Below are 16371 nucleotides of genomic sequence, written 5' to 3'. Positions count from 1 at the left end.
ATTTATTTTTTGTCGGTATTGATTTTCCGGTTGCGGATACGTTCAATTTCATCATCAACAGCACTACGAAGGTTGGGGTCAATGGACGAAGCTACGCCTGCGCCTGAGTTGGATTTATACTTAGAGTTTTCTGCCAATGCTTCCCACTCGAAAATTTTCTCTTCCATTCGTTCGAAGCCACGTGAAGCGGTACCCACATTCGGTCCTTTTACACTGTTACTATGAGGAGCTGAGCTTAGTGTTTCTGTAGCTTGCTGAGCACGAGCGATAAGTTCAGTTCTTTTCGCTTTAAGATGTTCGCGCTCTTCTTTAGCTCTAGCGATGTTGATCTCCAGCTCTGCCAGGGATTGCTGAGTTTGTGCCTGACTATTGATACTCTCATCCAGCTGTTCTGTATACCGCAGCTTGGCCATGAGTGCAAGGCGTGCTCTTTCTTCATTTCCTTGCTCAACCGCCTGAACGGCTTCAGCTTCGCTTTGCTCTATCAGCTGAGTATATTCTTGCTTACGGCGTTCCAATACACTCGCTGTAACTTTTAAATCACGTTCATTGCGTTCTGCCGTAGCTATTTCGTTCTCAAGATCGCGTAGATACTGACCCGTCAGTAGCACTGGGTTTTCTAATTTGTTCAGACCTTCGTGTAGGGCAGCTTTAGTAAGGGTGGAAATTCTTTTAAATAAACTCATATTATATCTCTCCTTAGTATGTTTGATTGGTATGAAAGGACGATCTGTTAATAGAAATCATGTCCATCCGAAAAGCTGCCAAAAGGTTCTTTAGGGACGATGATGCTGGCGATAAAGTAAAAGATAAGTACGGTACCGAAGCTGAAAAGTGCTGCAGCAACCGTTACGAGACGGAGAATTGTGGCATCGATGCCTGACCAACTGGCAAGACCTCCGCATACACCACTAATCTTTTGGTCACTTCTGGAACGATATAATTTTTTCATTTATTATTGTCATCCTCTCTTATGGGGGTAATTGTGTTTAAATCTTGCAACCCGCTTGCTTATGTACTCATTGTATAGCCTTTCTGAATGCGGCAAAACGGCCTGAAGGCGGTTTTATATACCAGACCTGAGTCGAGGTTCGTTCCCGCAGGAAGGCGGGGGAAATAAGTTCATGATTGTGGATGAACTACAAATCCCGGTTGAAGTTAGGTACAATAAAGAGAGGAATACTTGTGGTGGTGTCGAAATATGCTTATATATGACTACTACGGAATAGGGGGCTGAATATGAGCTTTTTTAACAAGGTAAAGGCAGGCGTGAGCGAGGCTGGCAATAAAGCAAAGACAGTGGTGGAGATCAATCGTTTGAAATTACAGAACAACAGCAAGCAGAATGACATTGACCAGCAGTATCAGGTAATGGGTAAACTGTTGTTTGAAGCTGTAACACAAGGAGCAGGACCATTGCCGAGTGAGCAGATCGAGAAGAATATTTCCCGTATTCTTGAACTGAAATCGGAGATTGAGGTCAATCTGCAGCAAATTGCGGGGTTGTCCGATGTGAAGCAGTGTAAAGCATGCGGTGGCAATGTGGCAATCGAGGCTCGCTTTTGTCCGAGTTGCGGATCAACTTTTGAAGTGGCTCAAGAGCCAATTCGTGATGTAACACCATCGTCGATTACTTTGGATAAGAAGGAATAAAGCTACTGCATGTAAGAAATTCATGAACAAAAGGACAGCTTAATAGCTGTCCTTTTTTTATTTTTAGGAGAGAAGTCGTTTAAACCTTGGCAGCAAAACGTTTTTTTAAATAATACACAATTAGCAACATAAGCGGCAGAACAAATGCACAGGTGAAATCCCAATCTACCCAGTAGGTGGGGATTTCCTTTACATAAAAAATGATGTCTTTGGCAATCAGTTGTGACATACCAAATAACAAAAATCCAGTGGGTAGGATCAGAGGACGGTGGCTTTTGAGTTTAAATAATTGGGCTGTACCTAATGTTAAAGCATAGTAATAAATGGCTGTTTTAAAGTACGTGCTGATAATCCATGCTGTAGCCATAAGCGCTTCGATACGTTGTAGAGAATTAGCAATATTAATTTTTTGAGCAAGAATATATGCGGCATAAAATTGATGTTCAGAAGCGTAAACACCAAGAACGGTAAGGGAAAAAAATAAGATGAGGTTAAGTCCCAGAGCTCCGATGATCAGGGCTATGAAAATGTCCCGGCTTGTTTTGCTATTCTTCTGAGCATAAGGATATACCATAAGAAACACGCATAATTCACCAAAAGGATAAAAAACACCATACATCAAAGTATGGAGCATGTCCGGTACTGGTGTGTTCATAATGGGGTATAAACGTTCCATTTTGACATCGGGAGTCAGCAGAAGCAGCAGACCGATCAAAAAAATTGCAAACAAAGGGAAAAAAAGCTGAGCTGCCCGTCCCAATGTTTCCAGACCCAGTCGTACACCATATACCAGCAGGAAAATAGCCATAAAACGGATAACCCCACCGGGTGTCTTCTCGTAAATCTGTGTACACATGAAATCTTCAATTTCTCTTATGTAAGTGGAAGCGGCAATCAGGAAGAACACTAAATAGAACAAGGCTACAGCAGTTCCGGCCCATTTTCCTAGAATTTGTAGGCTAAGCTCGATAATATTCTTGTTTGGTTCAATGTCTGCTAAGCAGAGCAACAGTTTTATGGTCGCTAGGCCCAAGGGAATACTAATCAAAGCAGCAATCCATGCATCTTGTTTCGCTCCTGATATCATTAACGCTGGATACACAAGCGCCATATCCCCAATAAATGTGAATAGCCCGAGTATAATCATTTGATTGGTACTAATTCGATCTTTCTCCAAACTCATATACCCCCTCAAATTTATTGGACTAGTTTTAGTATGGTTGTAGTTACCAGAATTATGCCATTCCGAATTTTAATCAGAAAGGAATAATTATCAAAATTAACATCAAACTATACTCATTAATCTAAGTGAAGTGGAGGCTACATCGTGAAAAGTTCGGAGACGGGTACACTATCAAACCGATTGAAAACCAATATTGATCAGTTGAACGGATTGCTGGGCGGAAGTTCTGATGTAGTGATAAAAGAGTTGCAGATAGAAGAAAATACTAATATTTCTTTGATTTACATAGATGGTCTTGTGGATACTCAGGTACTGCATAATTCAATTTTGTATTCTTTGCAGGAACATATTCCTTATGAACAGCTGGGAAAGCTTGAGCCCGAGCAGAAGATTGAGATTATTAAGAAACAGATATTAATAGCCGGTGATCTAACCGTTATCGTTGATTACAGCCAATTCGTACACGAATTGCTGTCCGGTAGTGTAATGCTGCTGCTCGATGGGACATCCACCGCTCTCCGAATCGGCTTACCAGGCTGGGAAGATCGCAATGTAGGGGAGCCCAGTTCCCAATCGGTTGTTCGAGGTCCAATGGAAGGATTCACTGAGAATTTACGGACGAATACGGCACTGGTTCGGCGGAAAATAAAAGATAGCCGTTTATGGCTGGAAACCGTTCAGATCGGAAGGGTAACTCAAACCAGCGTATCCATTATGTATCTAAGCAACATCGCGAATAAGGAGTTGGTGCAAGAAGTAAAACGCCGTCTGAATAAAATTGATACGGACAGTATTCTCGAGAGTGGATATATTGAAGAATTTATTCAAGAGACGGTATTTACACCATTTCCTACCGTATACAACAGTGATCGTCCAGATACGATTGCAGCAGGTATTTTGGAAGGGAAAGTGGCCATTATTGTTGATGGAACTCCTTTTGTACTTTTGGTACCCACATTTTTTGTAGCATTTTTTCAGTCTGCTGAGGATTATTACCAAAGGGCCGATATTGGAACATTGCTGAGATTAGTTCGTTTTATTTCGTTTTTTATCACTTTGCTTGCACCTTCATTGTATGTTGCGATTACTACGTATCATCAGGAGATGATACCGACCAATCTTGTAATTAGTTTAGCTGCCCAGCGGGAAAGTGTCCCTTTTCCTGCTTTTGTCGAGGCGCTGATCATGGAAATGACTTATGAGATTTTGCGGGAGGCCGGGGTGCGGATACCCAAAAATATTGGACAGGCGATTTCCATTGTCGGAACGTTGGTGATAGGGCAAGCAGCAGTTGCAGCGGGTTTTATTTCATCTGCAATGGTCATTATTGTATCGCTTACAGCCATTTCTAGCTTTGTTATTCCGGAGACAGGAATGTCTATAGCTGCGCGGATGATCCGTTTTGTGCTTATAGCTTTGGCCGGATTTATCGGATTATATGGAATTCTATTCGGTATTTTTATCATCGTACTGCATTTATCGAGTTTGCGTTCTTTCGGAATGCCTTATATGAGTCCGCTCGGACCTTATAATTCAAAAGACTTAAAAGACTCTATCTTTCGCTTTCCGTGGCCTTTTTTAAAGACAAGGCCTGCTGAGAACAAGACGCAGAACCTATTTCGTCAAAGTACTTCTAGTGATGAGGAATCAACGCAATGAATAAAAAATTAGTTAGAGGCGTTCTCCAATTGATGATAGCTCTCCAATTTACTTTAGTGCTAAGTGGCTGTTGGGAGAGAAAGGAGCTGAATGAGGTAGCCTTTGTCCTGGGGTTAGGGATCGACAAGGCTGAAACGGGTTATACAGTTTCGATGCAGGTCGTTATTCCATCTGCGATTTCCTCACAATCGTCTGGAGGAGGGGGAGGCACTGGAGTCCCAGTGGTTGTTTATAAATTTACGGTACCTACGTTTTATGATGCACAACGTATGTTGAATTTGGATAGTTCCAGGACGAGTTATCTTGGTCATATCCGGGTGTTAGTGATTGGAGAGGAACTTGCACGCTCCGGAGTGGGCGAGATACTCGACGTATTTAAAAGAAGTCGGGAAGCTCGAATGGATTTCTACGTCATGGTTGCCAGAGATACAACCGCCAGCGATGTCTTGAATGTCCTTACACCTATGGATAAATTACCAGCGAACAAATTATTTAGTTCCCTAGATAATTCTTATAAAGATTCAGCAAAAACAGTCGCTGTCACGCTGGATGATTTTATTGAAAATTTATTGGCTGAAGGTGAACATCCTGTACTGACCGGAGTGGAAGTTATGGGAGATCCCAAAGAGGGGGGAGATAAAAGCAATGTAGAGCGAACAATGCCTAAGGCGAGATTGGAATACCATACTGTAGCTGTGTTCAGAAAAGACAAACTGATCGGTTGGCTAAACGAGGGTGAAACGATTGGTTACAATTATATCAATGATAAGGTAACCTCACATTCTGGCGCGATAGCAGGGGAAGACGGAAAGCCTATTGTTATCGAAGCGATCCAGGCTTCAACCAAACGCAAAGTGAAAATTATTGATGGGGAGCCGCATATTTACCTTGACGTTAAGACGCTTTGCAACATTGAAGAAGTGCAAAGTACAGAAAATTTGGAATCGGAAAGCACCATAAAACGTTTGGAAAAGGAAACAGAGGAACGGATTATAGAGCGGATGCAAAACACTGTGGAGCAAGTAACTAATCGCTTCAATGTTGATATTATGGGATTTGGACAATCGATCTACCATGCCAGTCCTAAAGCTTGGACAAAGCTACAGCAAAAAAAGGGCGACGATTACCTTAAATCATTGCCCATCCATTATAGTGCCTCAGTAGTTATTAACCGCGTAGGTCTAACTGATAATTCTTTTCTTGAAAAAATCAAGGAGTGAGTCTAATGGTGTTATTGTTTTTTTTGGCGCTTGCTGTAGGTTGTATGGCACTTGATTTGCCTAAATTAATGCGAAAGCGCCGAGTACGTGATCTTAGCGTATATTTTATATTTTGGATTTTAGGACTTGGCGCGACCGTATGTGCGTTGTTAAAATTGAACATCCCGAGTCCTCTGTTTCTGATTATTCTTATCTATAAGCCAATAAATAATTTATTTGGAGTATGGTTTCATTAACAACGACGGATTTACAAATGATCAAACCCCTTAGAATAAGCATCGGATAAAACTTCTGGTTTATCTGATGAAATTCTAAGGGGTGTTTTTTTTATGACGATCAAAACCAAATTCTCAATTGTTGTAAAAACAGATTAAAATATTCATTGCTATATACAATTAAATACAATAAAGTTGTCATATAGAGGATAATTTTGTCGATTTTTCTGCAAAAATGTTCCAATCCATATTGCATCAGGCGATATTAGGGTCTATGAGGTTCGAATCCTCCTCCTGAAAAAGACATAAGAAAGTGGTGCGCATATGAGTAGCAACAGATTTGAGAACAAAGTAGTTATTATTACAGGTGCAGGTACCGGAATCGGAAAAGCTACAGCCTTAAGAGTAGCAAGAGAGGGCGGTATTGTAGTAGTTGCCAATCGATCAGATGCTGGCGCTAACACAGTTGAGGAAATTAAGGCTCTAGGTGGGGAAGCGATGTTTGTTCGGTCAGATGTTTCTCTCGAAGCAGACTGCAAAAATATCGTAGATCAAACATTAGCAGCTTATGGAAAAATTGATTGCCTATATAATAACTCAGCAATTACAGGAGACAATACGGATGTTATAGACTATGATCCGTTGTTGTTTCAAAAAGTGATTCAGACAAATCTCACTAGCCAATTCTACATGTTGCATTATACATTACCTCATATGAAATCTGGAGCTTCTGTTCTAAACTGCTCCTCTTTGCATGGTGTTTTTATCGGGATGGCCAATGATGCAGCTTATTCAGCAAGTAAACATGCTATTGTGGGGATGACTAAATCGGTTGCCAAAGAAGTAGGTCACCGTAACATTAGAGTAAATGCCCTTTGCCCAGGACCTATCCCTACACCAACCATGAACAGATATGAAAAGCTGTTGTCAGATGATGTAGAGATGCTTCAATCTCTTATCGCTTCTGGAACGGCTCTGGGTAGATACGGTACGCCTGAGGAAGTAGCTGCGTTTGCATGCTTCCTACTAAGTGATGAGGCTTCGTTTATTACAGGTACAGCACATGTGATTGACGGGGGCTATTCCGCAACAAAGTAATCACGGATTGATTTACTTATATAACAACTAATATATAGTATTAAAGGCTTTGCGGCGTATTCTGATTCCAAAAATCTGAAGGATGACTGGATTGGAATCGGAAGTCGCACGCAGAGCCTTTTTTAGTTGTCTAAAAAAATAGATTCTTCGTATTTTGGCAAAATGAATGGCTGCAAGAGACAGTAGATACACAAAAATGAATGAATTAAGGAAAATATGACCATGGATATGTTGGAATTTGTAGAAATTTGTATTTTAATATAAATAAAAAAAGAAATTTGTCGATAATAATATAGGTAATATGTATTAGTTAAGATTCTAGAAAGGGTGTTGTTATAAAAACGATACAGGAAGTAGATGTCGTCGCCCTGAAAAAGCATGGGGCGGGTATTTTTTGTCTGTGAAGTTACATACATTTCATCTCTATTATTAAAAAAATAACGTTAAAACTTGGAGGGAAAATAATTATGTCATACACAATTAAGTACAACCAAAATGAGAACCATATCGATGTAGTATCTATTGATTTTTCAGCTGAAGATGTTCCAGGATACCTGAAAGATTTTGAAAATATCATGAAGCTTGTTAAACCTAAATTTACAGGAACAACTGATGTAACTGATTCTAAAAGTGTACTTACTCCTGAGGTTGCAGCTATGCTAGCCCCTACAGGTGCTATGGCGAGTGAAGCTGGTCAAGCAGGATGGGCTTATGTAACTAAAAACCCAATTTGGAAGATGCAATTGAAACGTATTTTTGGTAGAGATTTTGCAGATGCTTACGATACCTACGAAGAAGCTAGAACATACCTGAAAAGCTTGCAATAATCTAATCCTACAGTTAGCAAAAAGTGCGGAGAATTTTCTCCGCACTTTTTTGCTTTATCTATATTTAAAATTGAAAATCTTCATCTTTCAGCGGTTCCACGTTAAGCGCCCGGACGTATCCGTTACCTTTTTTCGAGAAGAAATCATGCTGCTTGGTGTGGGTACTGATGCCATTCTGAACAATCGGGTTGATCTCTTCCTCGTCGAATAGCGGATCATGCCCCAGATTCATCATGGCTTTGTTAGCATTGTATCTAAGGAAGGTCTTGACCTCGTCCACCAGTCCGATGGGAGCGTAGATCTGCTCGGTATAACGTTCTTCATTCTCATGTAGCAGTCTAAGGAGGTTTACCAGCTTCTGGTGTAGCTCACGCTGCTCGTCATCTGGTAGCCCGTCAAAGATCTCCTGCGCCAGCACACCGACATATACGCCATGGATGCTCTCATCCCGCAGAATAAGGTCGATGATCTCACCGCTGCATGTCATTTTGCCTTGGCCAGCTAGATAAAGCGGGTAGAAGAAGCCACTGTAGAACAAGTAGCTCTCGAGCAGCACTGAGGCTGCCATGGCAAGGTACAGATCTTTGGGTGAATCTATTTTTTTGTAATATTGTGATATGGTCTCTGCCTTGAACTGCAGATAAGGGTTCTCTTCAACCCAGCGGAACACACTGTCAATCTCCTCTGTGGAGGACAAAGTGGTGAAAATGCTACTGTACGATTTGGCGTGAATCTGTTCCATCATGCCCATAAAGCCAAGCACAGCCTTGCGCTGAAGACCTTCGACATGCTCCATAATCTGCGGCATACCTACTCCGCCTTGAATCGTATCCAGCAGCGTGAGTCCGCCGAGTACCTTCATATAGGAGTCCTTTTCTTGCTCACTGAGCGTGAGCCAGGACATTTTATCATCGGATAATGGAATTTCATCGTCCGTCCAGAATTGCATAATGTTCTGATTCCAGAACATCAATGAGAAATCGTCGTCGGGACGGTTCCAGTTAACGGCTTGGATAGCGGTCATAATATGGCAATCTCCTTTTCTGCGGCTATAGCCTTCCAGTTAGATCGAGCAGGTGAGGCATTCCTCGACGGACAGCTTTTTGGTCCGGGTGTAATACAGCGACTTCAGGCCTTTATGCGCCGCGTACAGATAGGAACGGGCCAGTTCTCTGGTTGAGACATCACTGTTCACATGCAGAACGGTCGAGATGCCCTGGTCGATATGGGGCTGAATTTCCGCGATCAAATCGATCACCTTGAACTGATCCATTTGGTAAGCCGATTTATAGAAAAATACATTGTCTGGACGCAGGTACGGCATCGGATAGTAAGTCGTTGAATTAGCATAAGTCCGTGTCTCAATCTGCTCTACAATAGGCATAACGCTTGAAGTAGCATTTTGAATATAGGAAATGCTGGCTGTCGGCGCAATTGCCAAACGGTAAGCATGGTACAGGCCATTTGCTTTTACTGCATCCCGCAGTTGTTCCCAGTCCGCAGGGGTTGGGATGAAAATATCTCCGAACAGCTCTTGTACCCTTGGCGCTACAGGGCGGTAATCCGTAGTCAGGTAACGCTCAAAATAAGCTCCTGTAGCATAATCAGAAGCCTCAAAACCATGGAAAGACCGGCCGGTTGCAGCAGCGATCTCCATGCTTTTCTCCAGTGAATGGTAGTTCATGGTCATGAAGAAGGTCCGGGCAAAATCGCGAGCCTGTTCGCTTTCATAAGCGATCTTGTTCTTGGCCAGATAGCCGTGCAGATTCATGACGCCGAGACCGACGGAGTGCATCTCTTTGTTAGCTTTGGCTACGCCTGGGGCATTAGAGATGCTGGTCATATCACTGACTGCAGTCAAGGCGATCATGCCTTCATGTACCGATTCACGGATTTTGCCATGCTCCATCACGTTGACAATGTTCAAGGAAGCCAGATTGCAGCTTACATCACGGCGGATGGTATCTTCCTGTCCGTAGTCAGCAATTTCTGAGGTCTCCTGCAGCTGGAAGATTTCTGTGCAGAGGTTGGACATTTTGATCTGTCCGACGTTTTTCAGGGCATGGGCCTCATTGGCGTTGCTCTTGTTCATAATATATGGATAGCCAGATTCCAGCTGGATCATGGCGATTTTGGTCAGCATATCCCGTGCGCTCATGGCCTTTCTCTTTTTGACACGTGGATCGGCTAGCAGCTTATCATACATTTCATCCAAATCCATGTCATCAAGATGTGTGCCATAAGCCTTGTACACACTGTAAGGGGCAAATACATGGAGCGGTTCATTGTCCTTCGCCAGCTTATAGAAGCGATTCGGAATGATCAGGCCGATGGACAGGGTTTTGAGTCTTGTTTTTTCGTCGGCGTTGATCTTCTTACTGTCGAGAAATTCAAGAACATCCCATCCAAAAATATTGTAGTAGGCGGCTCCAGAACCTTTACGTTGACCCATCTGGTCAGCATAGGAGAAGCCGTCTTCCATCAGCTTGAGCACAGGTATAATGCCCTTCGCCGCATCCTCGACACCCTTGATTGTCTCTCCGCGAGAACGGAGCTTGGACAGGTTGACAGCCACGCCACCGCCGATCTTCGATAGCTGCATGCAGGTGTTGAGCACATAGTTGATCGAATTAAGCGAGTCATCCATTTCGATAAGAAAACAGGAGACAAGCTCACCGCGCCGGCTCTTGCCGGCATTCAAGAATGTCGGAGTCGCTGGCTGCAGACGCTGCTCCATCATCGAACGGGCAAGCATGCCGGCAGTAGCGGCGTTGCCGCGTCCAAGATGAAGGGCGACTGCCGCCACACGGTCCGGATAATGCTCCAGATATTGCTTGCGGTCATTGCTTTTTACAGCGTAATCCGTATAGAACTTCGAAGCTGCCATATAGGATGGAAAGCTGAAGTTGTAGGCATGGGTAATTTGGTAAACTTCCTCAATTTCAGCCACGCTGTACTGCTCGTAAAAATTTTCGTAGAAATCCTGTTCAATCATATAATCAACCTTGGCTTTTGTATTCGCAAAAACCAGGCTCCGCCGTTCTACATCCCGCATAAATTCGGCTACTGCCTCAAGGTCTTTATCCAATTGAAAGAAACCACTTTCGTCTCTCTTCATCAACATGTTGTTTAGTTCAATATGCCGCAACTCGGCTCACCTCCTGTTTAATTCGTTCCACATCACCAAATGTGCCCGATAGCTCAAATTTACCGATAACTGGTACATTGTACCGATCTGCAATCAAGTCTGCGCTATGCGCGAACAGCTCGCCCCAGTTCTTGTTGCCGCTGGCGGCGATGCCTTTCAAATTGGAATAATTGTTCTTCAAGAAAGTAGACACCTTCTCTGGAATCTGTCCAAAGCCGGTGGTATATGTAATAAGCACATAGGGCTCGTCAATGGTCATATGCTCTTCAATCTGCACAGCTGGCAGCTTAAGCTTACCAATGAAGCGTTTGACGTTTCCGGTTTTTGAATCGTATGCGACTAGCATGGAGTCTCTCCCCCTGTATATATTACTGTAAAGATTGAATAGATAAGCTATAAATACTGGAAAATCATATGCATACTATATTTAGTGTGCGTTGTTTATTTTAATCACTATATGTTGAAAAGTCAACATGAAAAGTGCATCCTAACTAGTTGGAAATTGGTCTAGTAAACGCTCTATTAAAGTGTTAATATCACGAAAATACGCAGGTTGGAGCGGTTTGCTAAGGCAGCTGTGTTGTTTTTTGTGATGGATCTTACTGCATCTTTTTTATCATGACAAATTAGCGTCACTCCGTTGAGCAGAACTGGGAGCAGATGGATGAGATCATTAATGAAACTAAAGCGGAGAGACTAACAATGGGTTTGTACAATTTCCCCCGTACATGCACTTCTAGGCATCTACCCACATACAATAAGATGACCATGAACCCGTAAGGCTAACAGATCGGTTTCATTGTACAAGTGCGGGAGGTGTCGCCAAGTTGCCTGGATTCTTAAGTACGATCGCGTTGCTAATCAAAGAACTGACGTTGCTGGTATCCTACGTAAGGAACAACGCATTTCCACAGCCGCTCTCGGAGCAGGAGGAAAGCAAATACTTAGGCATGATGGCTGAAGGGGATGCTAAAGCCCGAAATTTGCTTATCGAGCACAATTTGAGACTTGTCGCCCATATAGTAAAGAGGTTATGGACACGATACGATGTCAGTCCAAGCTCATAGCATTAAATCCTGTGATGGAGAGTAGAATATTGATCATTTTAGTTTACTAGTTCCGTTGCTTTAATCTGAAGTTCATTGGTAAATATCCAAGAGTTATAGTTATTTAAAAAGGTGTGAAGGTTATAAATAATGGATTTGAGCCTGAAAATTAATTAAGAGTCGATTCGTCTTAAACTCAGGGAGATGATTTAAAACAGTGGAAATATAATAGAGTGCTGGTAATGATTGAAAAGTATGAAGTGATCACTGATAAAGCTGTATCATGAGTTTTAAGCTGCAGGAGTATGGTTTATTAATATTAACAGACTGCTCAAGTGTTGAGCAGTCTGTTTGACGAATATTTTGGTTAGGAATAATACTTAACGTCCTGACTGTAAATGTAGAGGAGAATTAGATGTGAAATTTAGAGTTTTATAAAGAAGGAGCATGCCAACTATTCAAATCTTTCGGTGAGCTCCCTATCTCGTGCCAATTCCCATTTGCGTTCAGAACGGATTTCTTCACTGAATGCTCTCTCTTCTTGGATGGCCCATTGTGAGACAATGTGATCCTCATGTTGTTTTAGCTGGGATATTAGTGGAATATATCTTTGCATAGCTTCTGCCCGAGAACCACTCCAAGAAGTCGGTCTAAATGTGTGTTTAAATTCCTCCAAAACTAAAACTGGATCGGAGGAATTCTTAATCAAAGTAATGGCGATTGGTGTCCACTCGATTCCATGTCCAAAATTTTTGTATGGCAATATAACAGATGATATTATTGGATTACGAACCTCTGGATCAATAGCACACCAATAAAGAATTACATCGTCATTGATGGCAGATAACGGATTTGTTGAAGAGTGTATTTCATCTGAAACTAGACGAGCCATGCTATAAACAACTTCTTCTTTTTCTAAAAAAACATCAAGAAATAATAATGGGTGTGTTAAAGCTATCGCTTCCAAAACATCATCAAAATCGGTGAGATAAATTTCATAGTTTTCGAGTGCTGTGGCAATTTTATTGGCTACTATTCGGATGTTTTCCGTCGCTTTTTCCTCTTCTTTATCAGAAAAACAGTATTTTACTAATAATGCTAGTTCATAATCCTTATGGGCTGCATAATTACGACTAAATGAATATTGCACGAGTAGTTCTTGTCCTAATGCAATAATTTCATCACTAATATTTCCCTTGTTCTCTCCGTGAATTTTCATTTGGAGTATTTTGATTGCAACGATGTTTCCTTCACTTTTTGAGGAAATGAGCTGTACTAATTCACAGAATTCACTATCGTCGATAGTATCGAGTACCCTTCCATACGATAAATTTTGATACATCCAAATTGGAGCTTTCTCTAGTTCAAGTGCCTGTTTTAAGCGTCCTAATCCTTTTTGGTTGATACTTACACTGGTCTGAAAGATAGGGAAATTTGCAGATAAATGCTGATTCATAACGGCTTCATCTAATAAGTTTTCACATAATTCATTATTAGTATTAGAAAGTCCATTTAAGTATCCTCGAAACAACTGAAAGTTACGCTTGGATTCCGGTATAGAGTCTAAATGATGTAGCATATTATTCCATATTCCTCTTAAATCACCAACGCTTTCCGACAAACCTTGGCCGAAATCAAAAATTCTTAGCCCCTCATTGCTTAAAAGTTCCGGCATCATTTTATCTACTAACTCCATATTGTAACCAATTTCTTGCCCAAGTGAGCGAGCAGTGTTTTGTATTTTAGCATAACTTTCAGTTATATCAGCTTCTTCTTCAATAGTATCAATTATGTCCAAAGCGCTTTTATAACCAGAGAGTGCGAATAGTCTGGCTTTATCAATCAAAGAACGTGGTGCCAGAATCTTAGTCAGATTATTTAATCTTTCAATAATACTTGTTGTCATTTCTTTTGCATCAAATCTAATTGTACTTTTTACGGCAGTCCATCCATCATTCCAAGTATGTTTCGCAGCAATATATTTAGTCATTATTTCTAATTCATCATACATCGCAGCTTTAGTCCATAAACCTCTGAATTTCATAGACAGAAGAGATCTAATTTTAAGGGCTAAAGAATTTTCAGCAACCGCTAATGGTAATACGTAATCAATAAATGTCTTGTACCAATGATTTATATCTGTCCTACATTTTGGTGACCAGCCATAGTCTCTTACATGAGCGCCAAATTCAAAACTGTAACTTGAACTGAAATGCCATGCTTCTAATGCTGCACTTAACAATGATACACCCAAATCTACTTGGTCTTCTGAGTCAGACTCTATTAAAGTAGAAATTACACTAACTCGCTGCTCGGGAGTTGCATGAGTGCCTGAGAGATAAATATAGAACAAAGATTTTAATAACTTTCTTATTGAATTATTATTTTCTTCGGAGTTTTCAACCAAAGCAAATCGACATAAAAGACGGGTAGCTCTTTCGAATAAAAGTGGGTCATATGCTATAGATCTAAGAATTCTAGTAAAATCAATGTAATGATCATTCTCACGTGAAAAAAATATATGAGAATTTTCCTTACTAATAACACCTTCTAGAAGAGATAAAACTGAGTTCGGATCTACAGGTGCTATATTTCTAAGTAGAGAAACACCGAACGCATTTAAACCCATAATATTGCCTAACAACCCAGAATCGGAAAGCCATTCTCTAGAAATCTCCTTTGCTGAATATGAATTGTGTAAGTATCCTAGTCGTCTAGAGAATGATTTTAATAATCTTTCTGATCCGCTATTAAAAAAAGTATCAGTTATAATATTAGCTGGTATGTTCTGAAGTGCTCTTTCAGCAAGTCTGTTTGCTATCGCATGTGGAAGCACTGCTCGCCAATGACTTCTCTCTTGAACAAGTTCACGTCGTTTGAGTTCAACTACATTTTCATAGATTTCACGAGCACTAAGATTTATTAGAGAACCAATTATTTTTAGTTCGTTATCGTCGACTTCACTTGTTCGAATGTCAAATGAGTAGACAAGCGAGCACACTTCCGCCACTTTGAGGAGTTTGTTATCCGGGATATTCCTTTGTTGAAATAATTTCTCGAATAAATCGTAATCTCTTAGTTGAGATATATCTTCTCCCTTTTCAATAGTTTTTGCTAATGCAATAGCAATGCGTGCATTACCACCTGCAAATTCGGCTATAGTTCTAGCACCAATTTCAGTTATATGAGCAAATCGGTTAAGAATAATTTTCTCAATTAAGTCACTGGATGCTGGCTCCAGACGATAAACTTCAGTTTCTTCAGGTTGATCATCTCTCACATCATATTCAACAGTCAGAAGACTAAGTTGACTTCCGGCTGCTGAACATATAGAAGTTAATCTTCTATGTAATTCTGGTGGACAGTTATCAACTATAAGTATTAGTGGTCTTTGGGAGGTAGTTAACATTTCAGCAAAATTTCTAGGGTCAGGATGGGGGCTATCACTAATATCCGAGTAAAATACATGAGATGAATTAAGTGCTCTCTCACCAATTCGACTATCAAATAAAGACTGTATTAAGCGTGTTTTTCCCACTCCAGATAAACCTATTAGACGTACTGAGGATCCTGGACGACTAAGAATACCTCGAAGTTCTTTTATTCCTTCTGTTACAGAAATTGCGTCGGATTTTAGCCTTGTTGTGTTATATAGACGGACACAGCCATCTGTAATATATACTTCATCAGTCCCACCCGGGCTGTTTGCCCAATTTCCGTAGGTTTTCCATCCTTGAATTGGACGACCTATCTTATGGCGTACCCACAAAATAAGGGAAGGATGAGAACGAACCCAACCAGCAATTCGCTCACGGTCATAAAAATCAACCTTAAGATGTGCCGCTTTTAAGTAATCCGAAACTGCGGTATGCATCGCTGTCCTACGATTTCTTAAAGCTGAGTCTGCTGTGGAGCCCTGGCTACTTACAATTATATATGCCCCATTATTATCCGCTAAATCTTTAATAACCTGCCGAAGCTGATTATCAGGACGCATTTCATCAATAATCGCAGCTCTTGGCATATCAGGTTTTTTAACCTGAAATCCCGTATTAGACCTTGGAATAAAACCATCATTTTGTAATGCTAAATCTACTTCTACACGAACATCTATACCACCATCACTAGCGTTTTGGTGTCCTCCCCATGTAACACCTGCAATTGGTAATCCCATATTATGCAGTTCTGCTTCACAAAGGAGCCCGATAAGTGATCTTAGGTCTGTATCATTAAGTTCTGTAATATCGTTTCCTGTTATATCTAGCATAAAAACCTCCTTTTAATAATTTTTGGATGATTTTTTTAAAAACTATTTTAAGTCG

13 protein-coding genes and 1 pseudogene are annotated in these 16371 nt (G+C 41.0%); 7 read left to right on the top strand and 7 right to left on the bottom strand.

Annotation, left to right across the window (positions count from 1 at the left end):
- Positions 1–2 precede the first annotated feature (2 nt).
- Positions 3–686, bottom strand: a complete 684-nt coding sequence (locus tag NSQ29_RS20535) for a PspA/IM30 family protein (RefSeq protein WP_076286298.1) — start codon at positions 684–686, stop codon at positions 3–5.
- A 47-nt stretch (positions 687–733) separates the two neighbouring features.
- Positions 734–952 (bottom strand): PspC domain-containing protein, encoded by a 219-nt coding sequence (locus tag NSQ29_RS20530; protein WP_042185808.1) that lies wholly within the window; start codon positions 950–952, stop codon positions 734–736.
- Between the two features lie 287 nt (positions 953–1239).
- Here NSQ29_RS20530 and NSQ29_RS20525 point away from each other — a divergent pair, with 287 nt between their 5' ends.
- Positions 1240–1653, top strand: coding sequence for a zinc ribbon domain-containing protein (locus tag NSQ29_RS20525; RefSeq protein ID WP_076286297.1), 414 nt, complete (start codon positions 1240–1242; stop codon positions 1651–1653).
- A gap of 79 nt (positions 1654–1732) precedes the next feature.
- Here the strand turns inward: NSQ29_RS20525 and NSQ29_RS20520 are convergent, their stop codons facing one another.
- Positions 1733–2836: a GerAB/ArcD/ProY family transporter gene (locus NSQ29_RS20520; protein ID WP_340974736.1), complete on the bottom strand. Its 1104-nt coding sequence runs from the start codon at positions 2834–2836 to the stop codon at positions 1733–1735.
- Positions 2837–2980: 144 nt separating this feature from the next.
- Here NSQ29_RS20520 and NSQ29_RS20515 point away from each other — a divergent pair, with 144 nt between their 5' ends.
- The 5 genes from NSQ29_RS20515 (at position 2981) to NSQ29_RS20495 (ending at position 7855) form a co-directional block, all read left to right on the top strand.
- Positions 2981–4495 carry a spore germination protein gene (locus NSQ29_RS20515; RefSeq protein ID WP_341125950.1) on the top strand — a complete coding sequence of 505 codons (1515 nt, stop codon included), beginning with the start codon at positions 2981–2983 and terminating at the stop codon, positions 4493–4495.
- On the top strand, positions 4492–5715 hold the full coding sequence (locus NSQ29_RS20510) for a Ger(x)C family spore germination protein (RefSeq protein WP_341125949.1): 1224 nt from the start codon (positions 4492–4494) through the stop codon (positions 5713–5715). Before NSQ29_RS20515 ends, NSQ29_RS20510 begins: the two co-directional genes overlap by 4 nt.
- A 5-nt stretch (positions 5716–5720) precedes the next feature.
- Positions 5721–5951, top strand: a complete 231-nt coding sequence (locus NSQ29_RS20505; protein WP_341125948.1) for a hypothetical protein — start codon at positions 5721–5723, stop codon at positions 5949–5951.
- 303 nt (positions 5952–6254) lie between these two features.
- Positions 6255–7028 carry an SDR family NAD(P)-dependent oxidoreductase gene (locus tag NSQ29_RS20500; RefSeq protein WP_341125947.1) on the top strand — a complete coding sequence of 258 codons (774 nt, stop codon included), beginning with the start codon at positions 6255–6257 and terminating at the stop codon, positions 7026–7028.
- Positions 7029–7495: 467 nt separating this feature from the next.
- Positions 7496–7855, top strand: coding sequence for a hypothetical protein (locus NSQ29_RS20495; RefSeq protein ID WP_042185820.1), 360 nt, complete (start codon positions 7496–7498; stop codon positions 7853–7855).
- 64 nt (positions 7856–7919) lie between these two features.
- Here NSQ29_RS20495 and nrdF read toward each other — a convergent pair whose 3' ends face one another.
- Genes nrdF through nrdI form a run of 3 tightly spaced genes read right to left on the bottom strand, consistent with a single transcriptional unit; the run spans position 7920 to position 11349 of the window.
- On the bottom strand, positions 7920–8879 hold the full coding sequence (gene nrdF, locus NSQ29_RS20490; RefSeq protein ID WP_339269540.1) for a class 1b ribonucleoside-diphosphate reductase subunit beta: 960 nt from the start codon (positions 8877–8879) through the stop codon (positions 7920–7922).
- A 39-nt stretch (positions 8880–8918) separates the two neighbouring features.
- Positions 8919–11003 carry a class 1b ribonucleoside-diphosphate reductase subunit alpha gene (gene nrdE, locus NSQ29_RS20485; protein WP_341125946.1) on the bottom strand — a complete coding sequence of 695 codons (2085 nt, stop codon included), beginning with the start codon at positions 11001–11003 and terminating at the stop codon, positions 8919–8921.
- Positions 10990–11349 carry a class Ib ribonucleoside-diphosphate reductase assembly flavoprotein NrdI gene (gene nrdI / locus NSQ29_RS20480; protein WP_042185827.1) on the bottom strand — a complete coding sequence of 120 codons (360 nt, stop codon included), beginning with the start codon at positions 11347–11349 and terminating at the stop codon, positions 10990–10992. Before nrdI ends, nrdE begins: the two co-directional genes overlap by 14 nt.
- A gap of 481 nt (positions 11350–11830) precedes the next feature.
- On the opposite strand from nrdI, the pseudogene NSQ29_RS20475 reads away from it, so the two are divergent.
- Positions 11831–12034: pseudogene (locus NSQ29_RS20475) on the top strand (RNA polymerase subunit sigma-70); the annotation flags it as partial.
- 469 nt (positions 12035–12503) lie between these two features.
- On the opposite strand, the gene NSQ29_RS20470 reads toward NSQ29_RS20475, so the two are convergent.
- Positions 12504–16316 (bottom strand): hypothetical protein, encoded by a 3813-nt coding sequence (locus NSQ29_RS20470; RefSeq protein WP_341125945.1) that lies wholly within the window; start codon positions 16314–16316, stop codon positions 12504–12506.
- Positions 16317–16371 lie beyond the last annotated feature (55 nt).

The organism is Paenibacillus sp. FSL F4-0236, from assembly GCF_038000135.1.
Classification (GTDB): domain Bacteria; phylum Bacillota; class Bacilli; order Paenibacillales; family Paenibacillaceae; genus Paenibacillus_AQ.
Note: the sequence above shows the minus strand (reverse complement) of the source record. Positions and strands in the feature narration are given on the sequence as shown.

What these genes read in the sequence shown, in the direction of transcription:
- NSQ29_RS20505 (WP_341125948.1), top strand. Translation starts at nt 5,721, where the DNA reads ATGGTGTTATTGTTTTTTTTGGCGCTTGCTGTAGGTTGTATGGCACTT.
- nrdI (WP_042185827.1), bottom strand. Translation starts at nt 11,349, where the DNA reads ATGCTAGTCGCATACGATTCAAAAACCGGAAACGTCAAACGCTTCATT.
- NSQ29_RS20535 (WP_076286298.1), bottom strand. Translation starts at nt 686, where the DNA reads ATGAGTTTATTTAAAAGAATTTCCACCCTTACTAAAGCTGCCCTACAC.
- NSQ29_RS20495 (WP_042185820.1), top strand. Translation starts at nt 7,496, where the DNA reads ATGTCATACACAATTAAGTACAACCAAAATGAGAACCATATCGATGTA.
- NSQ29_RS20510 (WP_341125949.1), top strand. Translation starts at nt 4,492, where the DNA reads ATGAATAAAAAATTAGTTAGAGGCGTTCTCCAATTGATGATAGCTCTC.
- nrdF (WP_339269540.1), bottom strand. Translation starts at nt 8,879, where the DNA reads ATGACCGCTATCCAAGCCGTTAACTGGAACCGTCCCGACGACGATTTC.
- NSQ29_RS20525 (WP_076286297.1), top strand. Translation starts at nt 1,240, where the DNA reads ATGAGCTTTTTTAACAAGGTAAAGGCAGGCGTGAGCGAGGCTGGCAAT.
- NSQ29_RS20520 (WP_340974736.1), bottom strand. Translation starts at nt 2,836, where the DNA reads ATGAGTTTGGAGAAAGATCGAATTAGTACCAATCAAATGATTATACTC.
- NSQ29_RS20530 (WP_042185808.1), bottom strand. Translation starts at nt 952, where the DNA reads ATGAAAAAATTATATCGTTCCAGAAGTGACCAAAAGATTAGTGGTGTA.
- NSQ29_RS20500 (WP_341125947.1), top strand. Translation starts at nt 6,255, where the DNA reads ATGAGTAGCAACAGATTTGAGAACAAAGTAGTTATTATTACAGGTGCA.
- NSQ29_RS20470 (WP_341125945.1), bottom strand. Translation starts at nt 16,316, where the DNA reads ATGCTAGATATAACAGGAAACGATATTACAGAACTTAATGATACAGAC.